At 61.2% G+C, this 23337-nt stretch carries 19 protein-coding genes; 2 read left to right on the top strand and 17 right to left on the bottom strand.

All coding sequences use genetic code 11. The annotated features are described in order from the left end of the window. Position 1 precedes the first annotated feature (1 nt). Together AC1RME_RS06515 and argH are read right to left on the bottom strand one after the other, a co-directional pair. Positions 2-880 (bottom strand): amino acid ABC transporter permease, encoded by an 879-nt coding sequence (locus tag AC1RME_RS06515; protein ID WP_096821468.1) that lies wholly within the window; start codon positions 878-880, stop codon positions 2-4. A gap of 61 nt (positions 881-941) precedes the next feature. Further along, positions 942-2369: an argininosuccinate lyase gene (argH, locus tag AC1RME_RS06510; RefSeq protein WP_096821467.1), complete on the bottom strand. Its 1428-nt coding sequence runs from the start codon at positions 2367-2369 to the stop codon at positions 942-944. A gap of 310 nt (positions 2370-2679) precedes the next feature. Between argH and AC1RME_RS06505 the strand changes: the two genes are divergently transcribed. Then, positions 2680-3645 carry a LysR family transcriptional regulator gene (locus AC1RME_RS06505; protein WP_096821466.1) on the top strand — a complete coding sequence of 322 codons (966 nt, stop codon included), beginning with the start codon at positions 2680-2682 and terminating at the stop codon, positions 3643-3645. Position 3646: 1 nt separating this feature from the next. Here the strand turns inward: AC1RME_RS06505 and AC1RME_RS06500 are convergent, their stop codons facing one another. From AC1RME_RS06500 to arnB, 10 genes are all read right to left on the bottom strand, one after another. Further along, the gene (locus AC1RME_RS06500) at positions 3647-4165 is read right to left on the bottom strand and encodes a GNAT family N-acetyltransferase (RefSeq protein WP_096821465.1); all 519 of its coding nucleotides are present in this window, start codon (positions 4163-4165) and stop codon (positions 3647-3649) included. 62 nt (positions 4166-4227) lie between these two features. After that, positions 4228-5826 (bottom strand): ArnT family glycosyltransferase, encoded by a 1599-nt coding sequence (locus AC1RME_RS06495; protein WP_096821464.1) that lies wholly within the window; start codon positions 5824-5826, stop codon positions 4228-4230. Further along, the gene (locus AC1RME_RS06490) at positions 5823-7202 is read right to left on the bottom strand and encodes a UDP-glucose dehydrogenase family protein (protein WP_096821463.1); all 1380 of its coding nucleotides are present in this window, start codon (positions 7200-7202) and stop codon (positions 5823-5825) included. Before AC1RME_RS06490 ends, AC1RME_RS06495 begins: the two co-directional genes overlap by 4 nt. Further along, complete coding sequence (gene arnF, locus AC1RME_RS06485; RefSeq protein WP_096821462.1) at positions 7199-7612, bottom strand: 4-amino-4-deoxy-L-arabinose-phosphoundecaprenol flippase subunit ArnF; 414 nt, start codon at positions 7610-7612, stop codon at positions 7199-7201. Before arnF ends, AC1RME_RS06490 begins: the two co-directional genes overlap by 4 nt. Beyond that, positions 7609-7953 carry a 4-amino-4-deoxy-L-arabinose-phosphoundecaprenol flippase subunit ArnE gene (gene arnE, locus AC1RME_RS06480; RefSeq protein WP_065257283.1) on the bottom strand — a complete coding sequence of 115 codons (345 nt, stop codon included), beginning with the start codon at positions 7951-7953 and terminating at the stop codon, positions 7609-7611. The genes arnF and arnE overlap by 4 nt, the downstream gene beginning before the upstream one ends. Beyond that, positions 7950-9599 carry a lipid IV(A) 4-amino-4-deoxy-L-arabinosyltransferase gene (arnT, locus tag AC1RME_RS06475; RefSeq protein ID WP_096821461.1) on the bottom strand — a complete coding sequence of 550 codons (1650 nt, stop codon included), beginning with the start codon at positions 9597-9599 and terminating at the stop codon, positions 7950-7952. The genes arnE and arnT (AC1RME_RS06475) overlap by 4 nt, the downstream gene beginning before the upstream one ends. Next, positions 9596-10480 carry a 4-deoxy-4-formamido-L-arabinose-phosphoundecaprenol deformylase gene (gene arnD / locus AC1RME_RS06470; RefSeq protein WP_096821460.1) on the bottom strand — a complete coding sequence of 295 codons (885 nt, stop codon included), beginning with the start codon at positions 10478-10480 and terminating at the stop codon, positions 9596-9598. The genes arnT (AC1RME_RS06475) and arnD overlap by 4 nt, the downstream gene beginning before the upstream one ends. Continuing rightward, on the bottom strand, positions 10480-12471 hold the full coding sequence (gene arnA / locus AC1RME_RS06465; RefSeq protein WP_096821459.1) for a bifunctional UDP-4-amino-4-deoxy-L-arabinose formyltransferase/UDP-glucuronic acid oxidase ArnA: 1992 nt from the start codon (positions 12469-12471) through the stop codon (positions 10480-10482). The genes arnD and arnA overlap by 1 nt, the downstream gene beginning before the upstream one ends. Continuing rightward, positions 12468-13493 (bottom strand): undecaprenyl-phosphate 4-deoxy-4-formamido-L-arabinose transferase, encoded by a 1026-nt coding sequence (arnC, locus tag AC1RME_RS06460; RefSeq protein ID WP_096821458.1) that lies wholly within the window; start codon positions 13491-13493, stop codon positions 12468-12470. The genes arnA and arnC overlap by 4 nt, the downstream gene beginning before the upstream one ends. Beyond that, positions 13490-14638, bottom strand: a complete 1149-nt coding sequence (gene arnB, locus AC1RME_RS06455) for a UDP-4-amino-4-deoxy-L-arabinose aminotransferase (protein ID WP_096821457.1) — start codon at positions 14636-14638, stop codon at positions 13490-13492. The genes arnC and arnB overlap by 4 nt, the downstream gene beginning before the upstream one ends. A 372-nt stretch (positions 14639-15010) precedes the next feature. Between arnB and AC1RME_RS06450 the strand changes: the two genes are divergently transcribed. Next, the gene (locus AC1RME_RS06450) at positions 15011-15949 is read left to right on the top strand and encodes a site-specific integrase (protein ID WP_341807538.1); all 939 of its coding nucleotides are present in this window, start codon (positions 15011-15013) and stop codon (positions 15947-15949) included. Positions 15950-15956: 7 nt separating this feature from the next. Here the strand turns inward: AC1RME_RS06450 and AC1RME_RS06445 are convergent, their stop codons facing one another. From AC1RME_RS06445 to arnT (AC1RME_RS06425), 5 genes are all read right to left on the bottom strand, one after another. Beyond that, positions 15957-17015 (bottom strand): ABC transporter ATP-binding protein, encoded by a 1059-nt coding sequence (locus AC1RME_RS06445; protein WP_493090799.1) that lies wholly within the window; start codon positions 17013-17015, stop codon positions 15957-15959. After that, positions 17012-18607, bottom strand: a complete 1596-nt coding sequence (locus tag AC1RME_RS06440) for an ABC transporter permease (RefSeq protein WP_096821607.1) — start codon at positions 18605-18607, stop codon at positions 17012-17014. Before AC1RME_RS06440 ends, AC1RME_RS06445 begins: the two co-directional genes overlap by 4 nt. Positions 18608-18610: 3 nt before the next feature. Next, complete coding sequence (locus AC1RME_RS06435; RefSeq protein WP_096821454.1) at positions 18611-19624, bottom strand: iron ABC transporter substrate-binding protein; 1014 nt, start codon at positions 19622-19624, stop codon at positions 18611-18613. Positions 19625-19826: 202 nt separating this feature from the next. After that, positions 19827-21356 carry an ArnT family glycosyltransferase gene (locus AC1RME_RS06430; RefSeq protein ID WP_096821453.1) on the bottom strand — a complete coding sequence of 510 codons (1530 nt, stop codon included), beginning with the start codon at positions 21354-21356 and terminating at the stop codon, positions 19827-19829. Next, entirely contained in the window at positions 21353-23065 is a 1713-nt protein-coding gene (arnT, locus tag AC1RME_RS06425; RefSeq protein WP_096821452.1) for a lipid IV(A) 4-amino-4-deoxy-L-arabinosyltransferase, read from the bottom strand. Before arnT (AC1RME_RS06425) ends, AC1RME_RS06430 begins: the two co-directional genes overlap by 4 nt. Positions 23066-23337 lie beyond the last annotated feature (272 nt).

The following is a 23337-nucleotide window of genomic DNA, read 5'->3' as shown; positions in this document are numbered from 1 at the left end:
CTTACGAGCGCTTGCCGGCGCCGCGAGCGAAACGACGCTCCAGACGGCTTTGACCAAAGGACAGGACGGTGACGGTGGCCAGGTACCAGATACCGGCGACGATCAGCAGCTCCATGACCCGGGCGTTGGCGTAGTAGATGTTCTGGGCGTTGTAGAGCAGTTCCGAGTACTGGATCACGCTCGCCAGCGAGGTCATTTTCACCATGCCGATGAACTCGTTGCCGACCGGCGGAATGATGATCCGCATGGCCTGCGGCAGGATGATCCGGCGCAGCGCTTGCAGGCGCGGCATGCCGATCGACTTGGCCGCTTCGTACTGGCCGGTGTCCACCGACAGCAGGCCGGCACGCACCACTTCAGCGGTGTAGGCGCCCTGGTTGATGCTCAAGCCGAGCAGGGCGGCCACGAACGGCGTCATCAGGCTCACGGTGTCGAGTTCGAACAGGCCGGGAATGCCGATGGTGGGGAAAATCAGCGCCAGGTTGAACCACAACAGCAGTTGCAGAATCAGCGGCGTACCGCGAAACAGCCAGGTGTAGGTCAGCGCCACGTAGCGCAGGATCGGGTTGGCCGACATGCGCATGATCGCGGTGATCACCCCGAACACGATGCCCAGCGCCATGGCCAGCACGGCCATGATGATCGTGTTGAGCAGGCCCCACATGATCGCTTCGGAGGTCAGGAACTGGCCGATGTACGACCATTCGATCTTGCCTTCGGCGAAGGCCCGCACCAGACCGATGATCGCGATCACAATCAGCGTGGCGAAGAAGATCCGCCCGTAATAGCGCCGTGGCACGTGCTGGTATTGGGTGATGTCGAACTGGTTTTCCGCCAGTTTGCGCTCCGCCTGGAGTCGTTCTGCCTGAGTCTGGCTCATGGTGTTTCTCCGTACACTGTACTTTCAGATCAACCCCCTCCCGATGGGAGGGGGATCCGGCTTAGAGGCGGAAGCCTTGGTAGTTTTCGGTCCACTGTTGCTGCGCAGCGAGGGCGGTTTTCAGTCGGCCGATCTGCTCGCGCACTTGCTGCGGCGCGGTGCCGCCCCAACCGCTGCGGGCAGCGATGGCGGCTTCCAGGGTCAGGCTGTCGCGCACGTCCGCCGTCAGGCGCGGGTCGATTTCGGCCAGCAGCGCCGGCGAGGCTTCCCACAATTCGAGGCTGTGTTTTTCACAGGCCTGCACCAGCGCCCCGGTGATTTCGTGGGCTTCCTTGAATGGCACGCCGCGCACCGCCAGCCAGTCGGCAACTTCGGTAGCCAGGGTGAAACCCAGCGGTGCCTGACGACGCAGTTCATCGACGTTGACGGTCATGGTCGCAACCATCCCGGCCATCGCCGGCAGAACCAACAACAAGGTATCGACGCTGTCGAGCACGCCGTTCTTGTCTTCGCTCAGGTCGCGGTTGTACGACAGCGGCAGGGATTTGAGCGTCGACAGCAGGCCGGTCAGGTTGCCGATCAGACGGCCTGCCTTGCCCCGCGCCAGTTCGGCGATGTCCGGGTTCTTCTTCTGCGGCATGATCGAGCTGCCGGTGGCATAGGCGTCGTCCAGATCGACCCAGCGGAACTGGCGCGACGACCACAGGCAGAATTCTTCGGCCAGACGCGAGATGTTGATCCCGAGCATGCTGGCGATGAACAGGAATTCGGCGACGTGATCGCGGCTGGCCACGGCGTCGATGGAGTTTTCGCAGACCCCGGCGTAACCCATTTCCTTCGCTGATTGCTGCGGCTGGCGAGCGATGGCGGAACCGGCCATGGCTGCTGCACCGAAGGGCGACAGCGAAGTGCGGTTGTCCCAGTCCACCAGGCGCTGCACGTCACGCAGCATCGATTGGGCGTGAGCCAGCAAGTGATGGGCAAACACGATTGGCTGCGCCTGCTGCAGGTGGGTGAAACCCGGGCAGATGCTGTCGACGTGCTGCTCGGCCTGATTTACCAGCGCCGTTTGCAGGGCCAGGACTTCCACAGCCAGGGTGCGCACGTGATCCCGCAGGAACAGGCGCAGGTCGTTGGCGGTCTGGTCGTTGCGTGAACGGCCGGCGCGCAGCTTGCCGCCCAGTGCACCGAGGCGTTCGGTCAGCAGGCGCTCGATGAAGGTGTGAACGTCTTCGTCGTCCAGCGTCGGGGCAATGCGCCCGGCAGAAAAATCGGCACCGATGCCGTCCAGGGCTTCGATCATCGTGCGGGTTTCCTGCTCGTCCAGCAGGCCGGCACGTTGCAGTTCCCCGGCGTGGGCCTTGGAGCCGGCCAGATCGTACGGCGTCAGGCGGAAATAGCGCTCGGGGCAACGGGACAGGGCCGCCAGGGCTGCGGACGGGCCGCTTTTGAAACGGGCACCCCAGAGACGGTCGGTGGTTTGAGACATTTGTTGTTTTCCTCGTCGGTAACGCGAACTGAAATCGGTGTGCATGGCCTGTCGAACACGCTGAAAAGTGAGCAGACAGACTCAGAGAACAGAGTCAGGCCAAAGCAGTTTTCAAGAGGGCAGTTGCAAAGAGACAAGAGCTGATCGAAGTGTCAGCTTTTAATGTTTGGCGATCAGTGAGTTGGCACTGATGTTCGGGATTTTTTGGCGGTTGCCAAGGCTTGTTTTCTGTGATCATTATTATTAGCCGGCGATGTTTTTGTTGTTGGACACAGATTGTTGAACATTGCGCCAGAGGTAAATCAGCATTATGGAAACCCCACTTTCCAATTCCGGAAACCCGCCGCTGAAAACGGCTCACCGAGCACCGCTGGCCCTCAGCGGACTGGATTTCAAACTGCTCAAGGTGTTCAAGGCCGTGGTCGAGGCGGGAGGCTTCAGCGCCGCGCAAAACGAGCTGAACGTGGGCCTTGCGGCCATCAGCAAGCAGATCTCCGACCTGGAAATCCGCATCGGCATGCGCCTGTGTACCCGGGGTCGCGAGGGGTTTCACCTGACCGAGGAAGGGCGTCTGGTGTATCAGGCGTCGATTGATCTGTTCGCGTCGGTCGACAACTTTCGGGATAGGCTTAGTTCGGCACAGAACGAACTTATCGGCGATCTTGGGGTGGGGGTGATCGACAATACGATCAGTGACCTTAATTCACCGTTAGTTGCAGCGCTTAAAAGAATAAATGAAGAGTCGCCGAAAGTAAGGTTTCAACTTCAGGCCACCCAGCTGGATGAGGTGGAAAGAGGCGTGGTAGAAGGGCGATTAGTGGCGGGAATAGTGCCGGTCTATCAAAAGCGCGAGGAGTTTGATTATTACCCGTTATATGAAGAGCGTTCGGAGGTTTACTGCGCTGTCGGCCATCCGTTGTTCGACATGCCTGAAGCACAAATGAACAGCGACGTGCTGCAGGATTACGAGTGCATCAACCACCGCTACGCGATCCATCGCGACAAGCTCAATTTTGCCCGCTACGACAGTTTTTCCGCCTCGGCGACCCAGGTCGAAGCCGTGGCGCTGCTGATCAAGACCGGGCGTTTCGTAGGCTTCCTGCCCCGGCATTACGCGGCCACGCTGGTGGCGGCGGGGCAGTTTCGTGCGGTGCTGCCGGAGCGAATCAACATCGCCACGCCGTTCAATCTGATCCTGCGTCACAACACCGTGCGCAGTCCGTTGGTGAAGGCATTCGCTCAGGCGTTGGGCGTTGATCTGAAGGCGCCGCTGTAATTCAGCCGAGCATCAATCGCATCCCGCAACGTCGCTCGCCGGGCAAACCGTGGGCGATTTCGTCGTTGAGTACCTCGATCAAACGGGGTCCGGCGTCCACTTCGTTCAATGGCACAAAACCCATGCGTTGATAGAACGGCGCATTCCACGGCAGGTCGCGGAAAGTGGTCAACGTGATCGCCTCAAGTTGCTGCCGTCGTGCGTGTTCAATCACGCCCAACAGTAACTTGCGACCGATGCCGCGGCCCTGAAAGTGTTGGCTGACGGACAGTTCGTCGACGTGCAACTGGTTGTCGATTTCAACGGCCCTTAAAAAACCGGCAAGTTGTCCGACAGTATTTTCTGCGACCCATACATGTCCCTGCTCGATGGCCTGCAAATGCTGTGCGGCGTCGGGTACATCGCTGTCGGCGAGCCAGGCCAGTGTCGGGTCGAGGCGGAACAGCTCGGCGGCCGAGCGTTCGATGGCGGGGAGGGTGGCCGCGTCGGCGGGCCGGGCGAGGCGAAGCGTGAATGTCATGCGTTAACTGCCGAAGGCTGTGATCCTGGGAAAGTCCGCAAGATCGCAGCCTTCAACGAGGTCTACAAGGGTTTCAGGTACAACAGCACGTAATCGTTCTTGTCGAAACGCCCGGCCAATACCGGTTGCAGACTGGCCAGCGGCGTACCTTGCAGCGATTGCAGGTCCTTGCTGTCCATGATCAGCCAGGCCGGGGCATTGAGCGCTTCCAGTTGCTGAACGGTTTCGGTGAACTGCGGTTGCAGGTCCTGTTCGACGTTGACCATGAACTTGATCGCCTTGGCGTCTTTGCCCATGCCGTGCAGCACCAGCGGTGCCGGGTTCTGTTGAACCTGAGCGAACGCAGCGCGACTGAAGGCACGGGTGTCGTAGAGATCACGTTCTACCGGCTCGAACACCGCCGCATAGACCGTCCACAACGCCAACACCGCGCTCAGGGCCAGCACTTCAGCGCGCCAGCGCGATTTCCACAGTCGGGACAACGCCAGCAGTTGCAGCACGCCCAGCACGATCAGCACCGGCATGACACCGGTCAGCACGCCCGGAAACCTGCGCTGCGCCACCAGCAACGCAACCATCAGCAGCGCCGGCGTCAGCAGCCAAAGCCCCTGAATGATCCCGCGCAACCACGCGAACACCCGACCATGAGCCACCTGAAACGGGTACGCCGCGATGATCGCCGCCATCGGCAACATCGGCAGCAGGTAACGTGCCTTCTTCGCCTGTGGAATCGACAGGCCGACCATCACGATCAACCCGGCCGCCGCGCAATATTGCACCAGCCGCAAGGCCGGCCCGCGCTGATGCGGTTTGCTCAGCCATGCCGCCGCCAGGACCACCAGCGCCAGTGGATAGGCCAGCGCGTAGTTGCCCAGCGAACTGGTGAAGTAATACAGCGAGCCGCTGACGCCCTCACTGCCATCCATGCGCCCCATGAACTGCATGCGGATCACGTCTTGCAGAAAGGCCTCGCCACCGCTGAGCTTGGCCAGCCACAACAGCAGTCCGACGCAGGCGGCGAGCAGGATCGACGCCAGCACACCGAACACGAACAGCCGTGCCCATTGGCGGTTGAGCAGGTAATAGCTGCAGAGCATGCCGGTCGGCACCACAAGGCCGATCGGCCCGCGAATGCCGAAGCCCAGCAACAACAGGGCAAAGATCAGCGGCCAGCGTCGGCCGGAGCCGAAATGGTCGTGTGCGTAGCCCAGGTAGAACACCGACAGCGCCACGGCAGCCAGCATCAGGTCCTGCGACACCGCCCGGACTTCCGTAACGAAGGTGCTGGTGAGCATCAGCAGTGCAATGCTGATCAACGCCCAGCGTTGCGAATGCACCGCCAGCAAGCGGTACATCAACGTCACGATCACCCCGCCGGCGATGGCGCTGGGCAGCCACGCCGTCAGCGTATTGATCGCGCCGAAGGGCAACGACAACAGCCAGATGAACAGCGTCGAAACCGCCGAATAATCGGCGTACGGCTGGCCATACGTGGTCGGGAATACCGTCGGCCCGTGTCTCAGCATCTCCTGGGCAAACAGTACAAAACGTGAATCGAAGCCAATGGGTGCCTGTCCGTAAACCCCGGCGATAAACAACAACAGTGCCAGCAGCCCTGCGATCAGGGACTGCTGGCGGATGGCAGGCGACAACGGGATCAAGCGACGTCCGCAGTGTTAGGCCATTGTTGCAGCGGGATCGGCAATTTGCGCGAATCCCCACGGCCGATCGGGAAGTACTTGAAGCCATTGCGTGCCAGGCGATCGGCGTCGTACAGGTTACGACCGTCGAAAATCACCGGGTCCTTGAGGCGTTGCTGGATCAGGTCGAAGTCCGGGGCCTTGAACTGCTGCCATTCGGTGCAGATGATCAGCGCGTCGGAACCGGACAGTACCGATTCCGGGGTGCCCATCAGCATCAGTTTTTCTTCGTTCGGGTACAGATGCTGGGTTTCCTGCATCGCTTCCGGGTCGAAGGCGCGAACGCTGGCGCCGGCGGCAAACAGCGAATCGAGCAGCACGCGGCTAGGCGCGTCGCGCATATCGTCGGTGTTCGGCTTGAACGCCAGGCCCCACAGGGCGAAGGTCTTGCCGCGTAGATCACCTTTGTAGAACGCATTGATGCGGTCGAACAGTTTGTGCTTCTGACGCTCGTTGATCGCTTCGACCGCTTGCAGCAGGTCGCTGGAGCAATGGGCCTGTTCGGCACTGTGGATCAGCGCGCGCATGTCTTTGGGGAAGCACGAGCCACCGTAACCGCAGCCCGGGTAGATGAAGTGGTAACCGATGCGCGTGTCGGCGCCGATGCCCTGGCGAACCGACTCGATGTCCGCGCCCAGGTGTTCGGCCAGTTCAGCGATCTGGTTGATGAAGCTGATCTTGGTCGCCAGCATGCAGTTGGCGGCGTATTTGGTCAGTTCGGCGCTGCGCAGGTCCATGAACATGATGCGGTCATGGTTGCGGTTGAACGGCGAGTACAGGTCGCGCATCACGTCGCGCACGTCATCGCCTTCGCAGCCGATGACGATGCGGTCCGGACGACGGCAGTCGGAGACCGCCGAACCTTCCTTGAGGAATTCCGGGTTGGAGACGATATCGAACTGCAGTGCACGCCCGGCCTTGTCCAGCGCGGCCTGAATATGCGCACGCAAGGTGTCGCCGGTGCCGACCGGTACGGTGGATTTCTCGACCAGGATCAGCGGCTGCTCACGATGACGAGCGACGGCATCGCCCACCGACAGGACGTATTTCAAATCGGCCGAGCCATCCTCGCTGGACGGTGTGCCCACAGCAATGAACGCTACGCGACCGTGCTGTACGGCAAACTTTTCATCGGACGTGAAGTGCAGGCGGCTGGAATCCAGGCCTTCACGCACCAGGCTCGACAGCCCCGGTTCGAAGATGCTGACGTGACCCTGGCTGAGCAGTTCGACCTTCTTCTGATCGATATCCATGCACACGACATCATGGCCGACCTCGGCCAGAACCGCGGCTTGCACCAGGCCGACGTAACCGCTTCCAAATACTGTGATTTTCATGGAGCACTCCTCAAATCGGGCGCTTTTGCCGGACGAGTGTTGATAGTGATGACGCCGAGCATGACCAGTGCCACGCCCAGTGATTTGGTAAAACTGAAGGATTCGTTGAACAGCGGCAGGCTGGCCGCCAGCAGATACACCAGCGCGTAGCTGATGCTCAGCAGTGAATAGGCCCGGCCCAGCGGCAGGTCGCGCAGGGCGGCGAGCCAGCAGAGCATTGACAGCGCATAGGCGAGAATGGCCGTGAACACCACCGCCAGCGCCATCAGATCGACGTTGCCGGTGGTCAGCGCGGACAACCATTGTTCAGGCTGCGGCAGGCGCGTCATGCTCCAGCGCATGCCCAGTTGGGCGCCGCTGACCAGCAACACGCTGCCAAGGGCGAAGCCGATGCCGCGTCCCTGGTTCATGACTGTTGCCCCAGCAGTGCCACGCCGCCGATCACCAGTGCCACACCGATCCAGTGCTGGCGATCGATCGGTTCGCGAAACACGAAACGCGCGATCAGCGTAATCAGCACAAAGTTGAGGCTGAGCATCGGGTAAGCGATGCCCACTTCAAGGCGTTGCAGCACCAACAGCCAGACCAGCAGGCCCGAGCCCAGTGCGAACAGGGCCAGCCACAGCCACGGCGAACGCAGTTTATCGGCCCAGGACGAGTCGACCCCGCGCCAGCTCTCCACCGCATACTTTTGCGCGACCTGGCCCAGGCACGTCAGCAGACACGCGGTCAGCAACAGCAACCAGCTCATGACGGATCCTTGGGCAGGACCATGATCACCAGGTTGCCCTGCTCATAACGCGTGCCGTCCTTGGGCAGCAGGTCGACTTCGTGCAGCTCGTCGTCGCCCTTGACCCGCATGACCACGCCGACCGAGCCGGTGCGGCGGGCATCACGCACCCACTGCTGGACTTCATCGGTGGTGATCCGCTGTTCGGCGCCTTCAGGATAGGACAGGCCATATTTCAGCTCGCCCACGGTGTTGTACAACGCCACCTTGGGTTGCTTCAGACGCCAGGCCAGTGCCGAGGCGGCCCCCAGATCGTTACTCAACAGGTGAGTGGTGCCGGACAGTTCGTCGAGGTGATGCAGGATGAACTGGTCCGGGGTCTTGTTGGCCACCACGGACTTCGGCAACGCGGCCGGCAGCACACCGATCAGCAGCAGGCTGCCGAGGGCCGGAGCCGCCCAGCATTGCAATGGCAGAAACGCTTGCGCCAGGTTGGCGATGATCCAGCCGATCAGGGCGATGAACACCAGCACCATGCTGTGCAGTTCGTGGTCGTACACCGGTTTTTTCAATTGCAGGTAAACCAGTGCGATCAGCGTGATGACGCCCAGCACCAGGTTCAGCAGACCATTGACGCTCAGTGCCCGACCTTGTTCCAGACGCAGACGGTCGGCCAGTGCATGACCCAGCAGCAGCGCCAGCGGCAGCAGGCACGGCAGGATGTAGGTCGGCAGCTTGCCGTTGGCCAGGCTGAAAAACGCCAGCGGCATCACCAGCCACAGCAGCAGGAAGGCAATGCCCGGTTGAGCACGGGTCTGCCAGGCTTGCTTGAAGGCCGGCGGCAACATGCCGACCCACGGCAGGCTGAACGCGACCAGCAACGGCAGATAGAACCACCACGGCGCATCATGTTGAGCGTCGTCACCGGCAAAGCGGCGGATGTGTTCGTGCCAGAAGAAGAACCGCCAGTAGTCTGGCTCCTGCGCATGAACCGCGAGGACCCAGGGCAGGCTGACGATGATCGCGACGGCAATCGCCACCGGACCGTAGATCAGCAGCTCACGCCAGCGCTTCTGCCAGAGCATCCACGGCAGGGCGATCAGCACCGGCAGCAGCCAGGCGAGAAAACCCTTGGTCATGAACCCCATGCCACAGGCCAGCCCCAACACCGCCCAACTGGCCAGACGTTGCCCGGTACTGCGGCTGTCGACGGCAAACCATAGCGCCACAAGGCTCAGGTTGACCCAGAAGGTGAACTGCGGATCGAGGTTGGCGTAACCAGCCTGGCCGGCGACGACGGTAAAGCTCATGTAGAGGAGGGCGCAGATGAAGCTTTTGCGCGGCTCGTTCCACAACCGGCGAGCGATCAGGAAGCACAACAGCACACTCAATCCGGTGCTGAGGGCCGAGGCGAAACGCACACCGAACAGGTTCTGCCCGAACAATTCCTGGCCGAGCGCGATCATCCAGTAACCGGCAATCGGTTTCTCGAAATAACGCAGGCCCATGAAGTGCGGGGACACCCAGTTGCCGCTCAGCAGCATGTCCTGGCTGATCTGTGCGTAACGGGTTTCATCGGGAATCCACAAGCCATGCGTGCCGAGCGGCAGCAGGTAGGCCAGCAGAAAAAGTCCGATCAGCAGCGGCAATGCCCAGCGTTTGCTCATGCGCCTTGCACTCCCAGCCAGCCTTCACGGCCTTCGAGGGCGCCACGTTGCACACGGCCGACAGGCAATGTGTTGAGAAACTCGGGCAGCAGGTCGCCCAAAGGTTTGAACTCGATGTGTCGCTGGCGTGCATCGGCCAGCAATCGACGAAACTCTTCGGCCATCAGAATCCCTTCTACTTCGGCATGAATGGTGTAGTTGTTGAGGTTGTCCGGACGGAACCGGTCAAGGATGAAGGTGTTGAAGTCCTTCGCCGCCACGGTCGGGCCGACGACCTCGTCGAAGGTCGGCATGTCCACCGGAATCTGCGGCGCACCCACCGAACCATCGGCCAACAGAGGTCGAAACACCTGTTGCCCGCGGCAGTCGCTGTTGTAGCGAAAACCGAAGGTTTCCTTGGCTTCGATCACGCGTTCGTCCGCACGCCAGCCGGCGGCGGCCGAGCACTGGATCTTCTCGCCGATGATGTCGCTGAGGGTGTCGACGCCGCGACGGATCTGCTCGATCAGTTGCGCGTCGCTCCAGGTGCCGGCATTGGCCTGCCAGCCATGGTGATCCCAGGCGTGCAGGCCGACTTCATGACCGGCGTCCCGGGCCTGACGCATCAGGTGCCCGAGATCGCGACCAATCGGCTTGCCGGGCCAGGCGGTGCCGGCCAGCAGAATGTCCCAGCCGTAAAGGCCGGCGGCATTGGAACGGAGCATTTTCCAGAGGAATTGCGGGCGGATCAGGCGCCACAGATGTCGGCCCATGTTGTCCGGGCCGACACTGAAGAAAAACGTTGCCTTGACCTGCGCTTCGTCGAGGATTTCCAGCAGCCGGGGCACCCCTTCACGGGTGCCTCGGTAGGTGTCGACATCGATACGAAGACCTGCCTGCATTAACGCTTGTCCGCGATTTCGAGCATGGCTTCACGCAGGAAGAAGTCGAGCGTGTTGCCGATGGTCTCGCGCATTTCCACGGTCGGCTCCCAGTTCAGCAGGCGCTTGGCGTTGGCGATGCTTGGCTTGCGGTGTTCCACGTCCTGGTAACCGGCACCGTAGAACGCCTTGCTTTCCACGTCGCGGAAACCGGCGAACGGAGGGAAGTTGGAGCGCAGCGGGTGAGCTTCGAACTGACGCAGCAGTTCTTCGCCCAGTTGACGGATGCTGGCTTCGTTTTCCGGGTTGCCGATGTTGATGATCTGACCGTTGCAGACATCGTTGTCGTTATCGATGATGCGTGCCAGGGCTTCAACGCCGTCAGCGATGTCGGTGAAGCAGCGTTTCTGCTCGCCGCCGTCGAACAGGCGGATCGGCGTGCCTTCCACCAGGTTCAGGATCAGCTGGGTGATGGCGCGGGAGCTGCCGATACGGGCCGAGTCCAGACGGTCCAGACGCGGACCCATCCAGTTGAACGGACGGAACAGGGTGAAGTTCAGGCCTTTGGCGCCGTAAGCCCAGATTACGCGGTCCAGCAGTTGCTTGGAGACCGAGTAGATCCAGCGCTGCTTGTTGATCGGGCCGACGATCAGGTTCGAGCTGTCTTCGTCGAAGTTCTTGTCCTGGCACATGCCATAGACTTCGGAGGTCGACGGGAAGATCACGCGCTTGTTGTACTTGACGCAGTAGCGAACCAGTTTCAGGTTCTCTTCGAAGTCCAGTTCGAACACGCGCAGCGGGTTGCGGGTGTATTCGATCGGGGTGGCGATGGCCACCAGCGGCAGGACCACGTCGCACTTCTTGATGTGGTACTCGATCCACTCGGAGTGAATGCTGATGTCGCCTTCGACGAAGTGGAAGTTCGGGTGGTCGCGCAGACGGGAGATGGCGTCGGAACCGATGTCCAGGCCATAGACTTCGTAGCGGTCGTCACGCAGCAGGCGCTCGGACAAGTGGTTGCCGATGAAACCGTTGACGCCCAGGATCAGCACGCGGGTGCGGCGTGGTGCACGGCCGGACTCGGCGCCGCGCAGCAGCGAACCGTCTACCAGGCCCAGTTCGTTGGCCAGTTGCGGGCCGCTCAGGTACAGACCGTTGTCGTTGCGCTGACCGGCGTTGATCACCAGCGAGTCTTCACCGCAGGCGATGCGCAGCGGATCGACGCTGATCACGCGGCCAGGGGCCTGACCGTCGTTGCCCTTGACGACTTCGGCGCTCCAGACGATCAGCTTGTGCTCGCCCACGGCGCAGAAGGCGCCCGGGTATGGACGGGTCACGGCGCGAACCAGGTTGAACAGCTCTTCGGCCGGTTTTGCCCAGACCAGCTTGCCGTCAGCTGGGGTACGGCGACCAAACACGGTGGCCTTGGATTCGTCTTGCGGGGTTTCGGTGATCTTGCCTTGCAGCATGTTCGGCAAGGTGTCACGCAGCAGGTCGCTGGCAGCGGTGCGCAGCTTGGCGTGCAGGCTCAGACCGGTATCGCTGCGCTCGATGGCCACGCGTTGCTGGGCGACGATGGCGCCGGCATCAGCGCGTTTGACCATGCGGTGCAGGGTCACGCCGGTTTCGGTTTCGCCGTTGACCAGCACCCAGTTGGCCGGTGCGCGACCACGGTAGCGTGGCAGCAGCGAGCCGTGCAGGTTGAACGCACCTTTTTTGGCGAGGGCCAGCAGCGGCTCGCTCAGCAGGTTGCGGTAGTAGAACGAGAAAATGTAATCCGGGTCGAGCTTGGCGATGCGCTCGATCCACAGCGGGTGGTTGGCGTCTTCCGGCGCGTGTACCGGGATGCCCTTGTTGGCGCACAGTTGCGCAACCGAGGCGTAGAAGGCGTTTTCCTTCGGATCATCGGCGTGAGTGAACACTGCTGCAATGTCGTAGCCGCTGTTCAACAGGGCTTCAATGCCGGCGCAGCCAATATCGTGGTAAGCGAAGACAACGGTTTTTGCACTCATGAGAGAACCTGATCGGAAGAAGTGGAAGTAGAAGAGAGACCATCAACGGTGACCGCAGGTGCCGGGGAGGCCGGCTGACTGCGCAACACCTTTTCAATGAAGAAACGCGGGCGAGCTCGCACGTCGCTGTACATGCGGCCCAGGTATTCACCCAGCAGGCCCATACCGATGAACTGGCCACCGGTAAACACGAACAGCACCGCAAACAGTACGAAGGTGCCGTCACCGGCCCAGCCAGCGCCAAACGCCAGGCGCAGGATGATCAGCGCAACGGCGAACAGCACACCCAGACCGGCCATGGCGAAGCCGACGATGCTCAACAGACGCAACGGCGTGGTGGTCATGCAGGTCACCAGATCGAACATCAGGTTGATCAGGCGCATCGGGCTGTATTTCGAATCACCGTGTTCACGCTCGGCGTGGGCCACGACGATTTCGGTGGTGTGACGGGCGAAACTGTTGGCCAGGATCGGAATGAACGTGCTGCGTTCGCGGCAGGCGAGCATCGCGTCGATGATGGTGCGGCGATAGGCGCGCAGCATGCAGCCGTAGTCGCTCATGGCCACGCCGGTGGAGCGTTGCACGGCGAGGTTGATCAGCTTCGACGGATAGCGGCGCAGGGCCGAATCCTGACGGTTACCGCGCACGGTGCCGACCACGTCGTAGCCTTTTTCGGCTTCGGCCACCAGACGCGGGATTTCTTCCGGCGGGTTTTGCAGGTCGGCGTCGAGGGTAATCACCACGTCGCCCTTGCACTGTTCGAAACCGGCCATGATCGCCGCGTGCTGACCGTAGTTGCGGTTGAGGATGACCGCTACGAACGGGCTGTTTTCACGCCCGGCGGCTTCCTCGAGCATGTTGGCCGATTCATCGCGACTGCCGTCGTCGACCAGCACGATTTCGTAGTCATGTTTGAGTTGGGCGCAGGCCGCCTCTGTGCGCCGAAGCAGCTCAGGCAGACTGTCCTCTTCGTTGTAGACCGGGATGACGATCGACACGCATTTTATCGGGTAAGGTCTCACGAGCGTTTGTCCATAAGGGTGGCGATGGCACCGACAACACGATCCAGATCCTGGTCGGTCATGTCGGGGAACAGCGGAATCGAGCACAGCCGCGCCGAGTTCCATTCGGTGTTGGGCAGATACAGATCAGGGTCACGCTGGCGATACCAGGTGTGCAGGTGGGTGGCAATGAAGTGGATACCGGTGCCGATGCCTTGCTCCTGCAAACCTTTCATGAAGGCTTCACGATCCATCCCGCAGCGCTCGCTGTCGATGCGCAGGATGAACAGGTGCCAGGCGTGCTGCTGGGCGTACTGCGGCACGGCCAGCGGTTGCACCGGCAGACCTTCGAGTTTTTGCAGGTATTGGGTGGCCAGTTCAGTACGGCGGGCGTTGATGGCGTCCAGACGCTGCAGTTGCACCAGGGCAATCGCGGCGTTGATGTCGGACAGGTTGTACTTGAAGCCGGGCTCCATGACCTGGGCCTGCGGCTTGCGGCCACCGGTCAGGCGGTCGTAGGCATCGACGCCCAGACCGTGGAACTTGAGCATGCGTACACGGGCGGCCAGGGCTTCATCGTCGGTGACGAACATCGCGCCTTCGGCGCAGGTCATGTTCTTGATCGCGTGGAACGAGAAGATCGCCGTGCCGTGGGAGCCGACGTGGCGGCCCTTGTAGCGGGTGCCGGCAGCGTGGGCGGCGTCTTCGATGACTGCGATGCCATGCTTGTCGGCCAGGGCATACAGCGGATCGAGATCGAACGCGGCGCCGGCGTAATGCACGGGAATGATGGCTTTGGTGCGCGGCGTGATGGCGGCTTCGATGCGGGCCGCGTCGGTCATCAGGGTGTCGCGGTCGACATCGACGAACACCGGCGTGGCGCCGAGCAGGGAAATCATGTTGCCGGTGGAGACCCAGGTCTGCGAAGGCGTGATGACTTCATCGCCAGGGCCAATGCCCAGGGCCAGCAGGGTGATGTGCATCCCGCCGGTGGCAGACGACAGTGCAACGGCGTGCTTGCAACCCACGTACTGCGCGAACTGTTCTTCAAGTGCCTGGTTTTTCGGCCCGGTGGTGATCCAGCCTGAACGCAGTACCTGTTCGACGGCCGCAATTTCCTCATCGCCAATACTCGGGCGGGAGAAGGGGAGAAACGCCTGACTCATGGACACCTCATTGCGATAAAAATGGACAGATCCATCTGTTCATCGGATCCAATCCCAGCGTAGACGCAAAAAACAGGTTTTGCATCAACGAGTTGCTGGAGCAGCAAGACGTCGGGGGTTGGTTGACTTTTCAGGCGTTGCCCGGCAGGTTGGGCGGTACCGACTGAGGACCTATCCACCTAAGGTTATTCCCGATTTTGTGAAAGGAATATGAAAAACCGGTCGGTGAATCGTTTATCTGGAATTCATACAGCCGCTGTTCAGACTTCTGCGGTTTTATCGGAAAAGTCCTACTACAAGACTCTTCTTTACATCAAGTTCATTGCAGTTGTTAGTTGTTGTGCTGGACTGTTTTTACTCAAGGCCTTTCGTTTGAGCAGCTTATCCGTTACCCCTTCAGAATCCATCAGAAGTAACCCTTTGTCCTTGTATCTGGCGCGTTTGGCACCTTCCAGCCAACTCACCATGCGTTACGTTTTGCAGGATGCCGCCGACCGTCTCGGCTTTGAAGACATGAATGTCGAGGACATTCCGTGGCACGCCTTACAACCCGAAGATGTTGTGGCGTTAGTCGCGGCATTGCGTGCAGACAACTATGCTCCCAACACCTCTTCACTTTATGTAAATGCCATTCGCGGCGTGATGAACGAAGCCTGGCGCATGAGCCTGATCACTCAGGATCATCTTTTGAAGATGCGTTCGGTCAAGGGCATCGCCGGCACGCGACTGTCTCAGGGGCGCAATCTGAAGCGCACGCTGATTCACGAACTGATGGAAGTCTGCGCCGCCGACCCGCGCCCGCAGGGGCTGCGTGACGCTGCCGTGATTGCGCTGTTGTACGGCACCGGAATGCGTAAATCCGAGTCAGTGGACCTGGATTTGAACCAGGTGGATTTCACTGAACGCAGCTTGTGCGTCAACGCCAAGGGCAACAAGCAACTGATCAAGTACGCACCGGCCTGGGCGTTCGCCAAACTCAATACCTGGCTGGAATTTCGCCGTTCCGAGCTCAAGGAAGGTGAAAGCGACGATGCGTTTCTGTTCAACCGCATCCGCCGTGGCAGCCACATCACCCGCGAGCGCATCACCAAACACGCGATCTATTACATCGCCCGCCAGCGCGGCACGCAGGTCGGGGTGAAGATCATGCCCCACGATTTCCGCCGTTCATTCATCACCCGGGTGATCGAGGAGCACGACCTGTCGATTGCCCAGAAACTGGCGCACCACAGCAATATCCAGACGACCGCCAACTACGACGTGCGCGACGACAACGAGCGGCGCCGCGCCGTGGATCGTTTCGATCTGTAGCTGAACGTCAGGACGCTTCGAAGATGTGGGCGGCCCCAAGTATCGACAGTTGCACGGCGCTGCCGGCCGGTGGCGCGTGCATGCCCGTGCTGCGAACCAGTAGCGAGCGGCCGGATTCTTCGTTGGTCGTGGCGCAAAGTTCGACCGTCAGGGTGCAGGTGTTGCCGCCGAAGTCGCGTTCGGTGACGACGGCATTGCAGCCCTCCGAGTCGGCGGGAAGGTCGGACAGCTGAAGCTGTTCCGGGCGCAGCATGATCTGCGCCGGGCCGGAGAAACCGTTGCTGTTCACCGCGATCCGCCCCAGATCGCAATGGGCCCAGCCGGCCTCGATCCGCGCCGGCATGACCACCGCTTCACCGAGAAAACGTGCGGTCTGCTCGTCGTCCGGATAGCGGTAGAGGTCCATTGGATGCCCCGATTGCACCAGTCGTCCGTCACGCATGACGGCCAACTGGTCGGCAAACGACAGCGCTTCGCTTTGGTCGTGGGTGACCAGAATCGTGGTCACACCGGCCTCTTCGAGCAGGCGGGCGACCATTTTGCGCATGGCGCCGCGCAGGCCGGTGTCGAGGGCGGAAAAGGGTTCATCCAACAGCATCAGGCGTGGTTGCTGGGCCAGTGCCCGGGCGAGTGATACCCGTTGCTGCTGGCCACCGGACAGTTCGTGGGGCCAGCGCGCGGCCATGTTGGCGTTCAGGGCCACGCTGTCCATCAACGCCTGAATGCGCTCGGTTCTGGCGCTGCCGGTCTCGCTGAGCCCGAAACCGATGTTGTCCGCCACGGTCATGTGCGGAAACAGCGCGCCATCCTGCGGTACATAGCCGATCTGCCGCTGGTAGGCGGGCACGGCGTGGGTGCTGTCGACCAGCGTCTGGCCGTTGAGCGTCAGGCTGCCGGCATCGGGAAATTCGAACCCGGCGATCATTCGCAGCAGCGTGGTCTTGCCGGAGCCTGACGGGCCGACGATCACGGTGCGGCTGCCCGTCGGGACGGACAGGTTGATGGTGTCCAGCGCCGTTTGCGCGCCGAAGGATTTGCTGAGATTGATGATGTCGAGAGCGTTCATCGGCCGGCACTGCGCCTGGATTGGTGATAGAGGATGGCCGTGAGCGGCAGCGAAAGCACCACCATCAGCAGCGCGTAAGGCGCTGCGGCGGCGTAGTCGATTTCGCTGGTCATGGCCCAGAAACCGGTGGCCAGGGTGCGCGTGCCATTGGGCGCGAGCAACAGGGTTGCGGTCAATTCATTGGTGATCGCCAGGAACACCAGCGCTGCACCCGCTGCCGCACCGGGCGCGGCCAGGCGCAAGGTGATCAGCCACAAGGCGCGCAGGGGCGAGCGACCGAGGCTTTGCGCGATGTTTTCCAGCTCCACCGGCGCCTGGGCGAAACCGGCACGCAGGCTGACCAGCGCTCGCGGCAGGAACATCAGCAGGTACGCCAGCAGCACGGTGATGGTGGTCTGGTAGATCGGCCGGGCGAAGTGGATCGTCACGGTGACCAGCGCCAGTGCCACGACAATCCCCGGCAGAGAACTGGTGATGTAGTTACAGCCTTCAAGCAGACGCTGCAGCTTGCCGGGCGCGCGGATCGACAGCCAGGCAATCGGAATCGCGGCAAGGCTGGTCAACAACGCCCCGGCCACACCGAACGACAGGGTCTGAAGCAGCGCCGGCAACAACTCTTCGCCTTGCCAGACCTCGGCGCCGCCCGCGATCAGCCACTTGCCCAGCGTCAGCATCGGGACGCCGAGCGCCAGCAGGCAGGTCAGGACTTGCAGGCACAGACCCAGCGCGGCGGTGCCACGTTTGAGGCGCACGGTCCGCTGTTCGCGGGCGCTGCCGGAACCGACCCGGGCATAACGTGCCTGGCCTCGGGCGCTGGATTCAACGGTCAGCATCGCCAGACAGCACAGCGCCAGGACACTGGCGAGCATATTGGCGGCCGGACCGTTAAAGGTGGATTTGAACTGATCGAAAATGGCGGTGGTGAACGTATCGAAGCGGATCATCGCGTACAGGCCGTACTCGGCCAGCAAGTGCAGACCCACCAACAGCGCGCCGCCACAGATCGCCAGGCGCAATTGCGGCAAGACCACCCGGAAGAACACGGCCCACGGCTTGAGGCCGAGGGATTCGGCAACGTCTTCAATCGCCGGGTCGAGGCGACGCAATGTCGCCGCGATCGGCAGATAAAGGAACGGAAAATAGGCGATCACCGACACCAGCACGCCGGCCGGCAATCCATTGATCGACGGAATCAGGCTGACCCACGCGTAACTGTGCACGAACGCCGGCACCGCCAGCGGCGCGACCGCCAGCAGTGACCACAATCGCCGACCCGGCAGATTGGTGCGTTCGGTCAGCCAGGCGAGAGTGGTGCCGAGCACAATGCAGATTGGCAGGGTGATCAATACCAGCAATACGGTGTTGATCAGCAGTTCGGCCACCCGGGGGCGGAAGATCAACGCTTCGATGGTCGCCCAACCGGTGTACCACGACACGCCGATGACAAAACCGATCGGCAGTAACGACAGCAGTGACACACCGATCGCCAGCACGACCACCCAAGGGCTCCCGCGACCGTTGAGGGCGCGGGTCCTGCGTGAAAGGTTGGCGGGGGGCGCCGCAGCGATCCCCGCCGGTAAAGTTTCAGGCATCAATTACAGCAGTCCTGCCTGGGTCATCAGTTCGACGGCTTTCTTGCTGTCGAGCTTCGATGCGTCGACTTTTGGCGCGTCCAGATCCTTCAACGGTACCAGTTTGGCGTTGGATGCTGCGTCCTTGCCCACGGCGTATTCAAAGGAGTTGCCGGTGCGCAGAACTTCCTGGCCCTGCTTGCCGGTGATGTATTGGAGGAATTTCTGAGCCTCGTCCTTGTGCTTGCTGGACGCCAGCACGCCACCGCCGGAAATGCTCACGAACGCGCCCGGGTCTTGATGCTTGAAGTAGTGCAGGGCGGTGTTCTTGCTGTTTTCGCCGGTCTTGGACTGATCGACGAAGTAGTAATAGTGATAGATCACGCCGCTGTCGATCTGCCCGGCATTGACCGCTTTGAGCACGGAGCTGTTGCCACGGTAGGCGGTGAAGTTGGCTTTCATGCCCTTGAGCCATTCAAGGGTGGCGGCTTCGCCTTTCTGTTCCAGCACGGCGGCGACGATGGCCTGGAAGTCCGCGCCGGCAGGCGAGGCAGCCCAGCGGCCTTTCCAGGCTGGGGAGGCGAGGTCCGTCAGGGATTTTGGCAGGTCTTTTTCCGCCAGTTTCGCCGGGTTATAGACGAATACGGTGGAGCGAGCGGCGATGCCGACCCATTGGCCGTGCGCCGGACGATAGGCTGCGCCCACTTGTTCAAGGGTGGCCGGTGCTACCGGGGCGAACAGCTTGGCATTGTCCACCAGCACCATCGCCGGGGAGTTTTCCGTCAGGAACACGTCTGCCGGAGAAGACGCACCTTCCTGCACGATCTGGTTGCCCATTTCCGTGTCGTCGCCGTTACGGATCGTGACCGGGATCCCGGTTTCTTCGGTGAAGCCGGCGACCCACGCCTTGGTCAGGGTTTCATGCTGGGCGTTGTAGACCACGATACCAACCGAGTCGGCGGCAAACACCTGGCCGGCAGCCAGCAGCGCCGTCGCCAGAGCAGCGTGCTTGAGAAAGGACGGAATGGATGAACTCATGACGGGGCAGCTCCTGTTTTTTAGACGTTATGGGCAACCGTTCGCGGGGAAATTTCAATGCGAATGATTTGCATATGTTGGCTGGCTGGCAATGTAGAGAGGCAAATGAGAAAAAAACGTCAAACAAACCGTTAATACATGTCATTGCCATTCAGGTTAGCAGTCACTTGGCGGGGACGCCGGGCGAACCCGGCGTTGTCTTTCAGGAGCCTTGGGGGAGGTAGGCGACGCTTTGATCTTCGCGTCCGTGGAACACTTGTTCGCCGCGGGTCGGGGTGGTGGTGATGACTTGATGGTCGCGACCGAGCTGCTCGAGTGGCACCGGATCGCCGGTGCGGTACTGGGCGACAAAGATGGTCCGTTGCGGATCCCAATGCCGGCCGCTGGTGCGCTCCAGCCACTCGAACATCGCGGCAGCATCGCCATCACGCGGGAAATCCCGGGTTTCCGGCACGTAGTAGAACGGTGCACCGCCGGTCTGCAGGTACATCGGCACTTTGTTGTCCACCTCGACCATGACCATGTGCCACTGACTCAATGGCGCCTTTTGGCTGGCTTGCAGGCGCACGGTCTCGCCGAAACGGATCGCGCCGCCGCCGCTGTTGGTCCACGGGTAAAGCACGCCGAGAATACCGAGCAGCAGGACGGTAGCCACGCCGAAACCGATTTTCAGGCCACGCCCGCCGAACGGGCTTTCGGCATTGCGCGCAGCCATGCGCCGAGTGATCCACCAGGCCCCGAGCAGTTGCGCGAACGGCACCAGCGGCAGCACGTAGTAACTGCGCCGGCTGCCACTGGCGGTGAAGAACAGCATCAACAACCCCAGGCCCTGAATCAGCCAGCGGGTGTCCGGTTCGATGTGTTTCCAGTTCCGCGCGGCAACCCACAGGGCGATGATCCAGCACGGCGCCCAGGGCAGGGTATACACCGGCAGGTACAACAAATAGGTGTAGATCGGGCCGATGTTGTCGAACGGCTGGAAGAACCGCACGACGTTTTCCCTCAGCACCAATCCCAGGCCGCTTTCCCCGTAGTTCGGCGCACCGTAAAGATGGGACAGCAGGAATGGCGTCATATAGAACGCCCCGGCCACCAGCAGCGCCCCGAGCAGGCGCAGGTTGAGATGGCGCTTCCAGCGACCTTCATTCAATAGATGCGGCAACAGCACCAGCCCCGGCAGGATGAAGCCGATCAGGCCTTTGAACAGCGAAGTCAGGGACAGCAAAACGCAGAACACTAAATAGCGTGAAAACCGAGTGTCATCCGGCCCGCGCCAGTACCACCAGACTGCCGCCAGCACACCGCACACCGTCAGGATGTCGGCCGTGGCGACCCGCGCCCAGAACACGAAATAGAACGTGGTCGCCAGCATCCAGCCGGCGATCAGGCCGGTGCCTTTGCGAAACAGGCGCTCGCCCAGCAGGTACACCAGCCAGACGCTCAACCACGCGGATACCACCGAAGACAGGCGCAACGACCAGTGATCCAGGCCACCGGTCAGCCAGGCGGTTGCGGTGATCAGCCAATACGACAACAACGGTTTGTCGTAGTAGGGATCGCCCTTAAGGTACGGGTCGAAGTAATCGCCGCTTTGCAGCATCTGCAACGCGATGTTGGCCCAGCGGGTTTCTGCGCCCCAGAGCTCGCGGCTGCCCAGGCCGAGCAGCAACATCAGGGCGCTGGCGGCCAGCAGGAGCAGCAGGGCGCCCCGTTCATTGTTGCGCAAGGTCATGGCTGGCTCTGCGCAAAGATGAAGATCTGCAGATTGCCGCGACGGTAGTGCTTGCCGTCCACCGGCAGCAATTCGACTTCCTGCTCTTCCTGGGTACTGTTGACGCGCAAGACCACACCGACCGCGCCTTTTTTCCGCGCATCGGTCATCCATTGGCCGACGTTTTCCATGGTGACTTTACGCGCCGCCATGGCCGGGTCTTCGAGACCGTATTTGAGTTCACCGATCGTGTTGAACAGATCCACTTGCGGCCGCTTCAAACGCCACGACAGCGCCGAGGCTGCGCCCAGGTCGTTGCTCAGCAAGGATGAGGTTTCACCCAGTTCCTGTTGATGCTCGGCAATGAACTGGTCAGGCATCTTGCTGTTGACGATCTGCGCCGGCATGGCCGCAGGCAGCAACGCCACCAGCAGACCGATGCCCAGCGCCGGCATCGCCCACAACGTCAGTGGTCGCAACACCTGCAAGGCGTTGGCGATGATCCAGCCCACCAGCACGATGTACACCAGCGACAGGCTGAACATCTCGGTGTTTTCGTAGATTTCTTTGGTCGCTTGCAGATAAAGCAGCGCCACCAGCGCAGCGCTGGCGATGACGGTGTTGATCACACCGTTCAGGCGCAAGACACGGCCACTGTTCTGATTCAGCCAGTTGATCACGGTTTGTCCCATCAACAGGGCGATCGGCAGCAGGCACGGCATGATGTAGGTCGGCAGTTTGCCGCTGCTCAGGCTGAAAAAGGCCAGTGGCAGCAGGAACCACAGCGCAAGGTAAGCGGTTTTTGCCTCACGCTTTTCGCGCCAGGTGCGCAGGAGCGTCGAAGGCAGCAGCACGGCCCACGGCAGGGTGGAGGCAAACAGCAACGGCAGGTAGAACCACCACGGGCGAGCATGTTGCGCGGCATCGCCGGCGGCAAAGCGACGGATGTGTTCGTGCCAGAAGAAGAACCGCCAGAAGTCAGGTTCCCGATAATGAACAGCCAATACCCACGGCAGGCTGATCAGCACGCAAACCACCACGGCAACCAGTCCGTAACGCACCAGTTCGCCGAAGCGGCGTTGCCAGATCATGTAGGGCAGGGCGATCAGCACCGGCAGCAGCAAGGCCAGAAAACCCTTGGTCATCAGGCCCATGCCGCACGCAACACCCAGCAGTGCCCAGCCACCCAGGCGAGCGCGGGGCGTGCGGCTGTCGATGGCAAACCACACGGCAACCATGCTCAGGTTGACCCACAGGGTGAACTGCGGATCGAGGTTGGCATAACCGGCCTGACCGGCAATCAGCCCGAAACTCATATAAAGCAGGGCGCTCGCGGCGCTGATGCGCGGGTTGTTCCAGAGCCGGCGGGCCATCAGGTAAGTCAGCCAGACGCTGGCACCGGTACTCAGCGCCGAAGCGATACGCACGCCGAACAGGTTGTCACCGAAAATCGCCTGACCGATCGCAATCATCCAGTAACCGGCGATCGGCTTCTCGAAATAGCGGATGCCCATGAAGTGCGGGGCCACCCAGTTGCCGCTGAGCAGCATTTCCTGGCTGATCTGGCCGTAGCGGGTTTCATCGGGGATCCACAGGCCGTGAGTCATCAACGGCAGCAGGTAAAACACCACGAAAGCCAGAATCAGGCCGGGGATGGCCAAGCGGTCGAAAGTCGTAGTTGGGGGAAAATGACGGGCAGCGTGTCGCAGCGGGTTGTTTTCAGACGTCATGACAGAGCCTTGGTACCGAACGAAGTTCTTGTGTCGATGACCTGCCCGGCGCGTTCCTGAGCGGGCGTGTCATCGTGTTGAATGAATGCAGGTGTCGGGCGTTTCCTGTATCCAGAGAACTGTCGTACCTCCAGGCCGAAGTTCTCGCGATAAAGCCAAGCTTAAAAAAAACAGTTGTCCAGTAAATCGGGGGCAGATACATGTCTCATTACAAATTAATGAAATCAGCGCTGGTTAGTTGAAAAAAAGTTCAGCCTTGCCGACCCGATCCA

It is taken from the genome of Pseudomonas sp. GW822-FHT03F08 (assembly GCF_058801265.1).
Note: the sequence above shows the minus strand (reverse complement) of the source record. Positions and strands in the feature narration are given on the sequence as shown.

Coding starts and splice junctions, on each gene's coding strand:
- AC1RME_RS06515 (WP_096821468.1), bottom strand. CDS start 880: ATGAGCCAGACTCAGGCAGAACGACTCCAGGCGGAGCGCAAACTGGCG.
- argH (WP_096821467.1), bottom strand. CDS start 2,369: ATGTCTCAAACCACCGACCGTCTCTGGGGTGCCCGTTTCAAAAGCGGC.
- AC1RME_RS06505 (WP_096821466.1), top strand. CDS start 2,680: ATGGAAACCCCACTTTCCAATTCCGGAAACCCGCCGCTGAAAACGGCT.
- AC1RME_RS06500 (WP_096821465.1), bottom strand. CDS start 4,165: ATGACATTCACGCTTCGCCTCGCCCGGCCCGCCGACGCGGCCACCCTC.
- AC1RME_RS06490 (WP_096821463.1), bottom strand. CDS start 7,202: ATGAAAATCACAGTATTTGGAAGCGGTTACGTCGGCCTGGTGCAAGCC.
- arnF (WP_096821462.1), bottom strand. CDS start 7,612: ATGAACCAGGGACGCGGCATCGGCTTCGCCCTTGGCAGCGTGTTGCTG.
- arnE (WP_065257283.1), bottom strand. CDS start 7,953: ATGAGCTGGTTGCTGTTGCTGACCGCGTGTCTGCTGACGTGCCTGGGC.
- arnT (WP_096821461.1), bottom strand. CDS start 9,599: ATGAGCAAACGCTGGGCATTGCCGCTGCTGATCGGACTTTTTCTGCTG.
- arnD (WP_096821460.1), bottom strand. CDS start 10,480: ATGCAGGCAGGTCTTCGTATCGATGTCGACACCTACCGAGGCACCCGT.
- arnA (WP_096821459.1), bottom strand. CDS start 12,471: ATGAGTGCAAAAACCGTTGTCTTCGCTTACCACGATATTGGCTGCGCC.
- arnB (WP_096821457.1), bottom strand. CDS start 14,638: ATGAGTCAGGCGTTTCTCCCCTTCTCCCGCCCGAGTATTGGCGATGAG.
- AC1RME_RS06445 (WP_493090799.1), bottom strand. CDS start 17,015: ATGAACGCTCTCGACATCATCAATCTCAGCAAATCCTTCGGCGCGCAA.
- AC1RME_RS06440 (WP_096821607.1), bottom strand. CDS start 18,607: ATGCCTGAAACTTTACCGGCGGGGATCGCTGCGGCGCCCCCCGCCAAC.
- AC1RME_RS06435 (WP_096821454.1), bottom strand. CDS start 19,624: ATGAGTTCATCCATTCCGTCCTTTCTCAAGCACGCTGCTCTGGCGACG.
- AC1RME_RS06430 (WP_096821453.1), bottom strand. CDS start 21,356: ATGACCTTGCGCAACAATGAACGGGGCGCCCTGCTGCTCCTGCTGGCC.
- arnT (WP_096821452.1), bottom strand. CDS start 23,065: ATGACGTCTGAAAACAACCCGCTGCGACACGCTGCCCGTCATTTTCCC.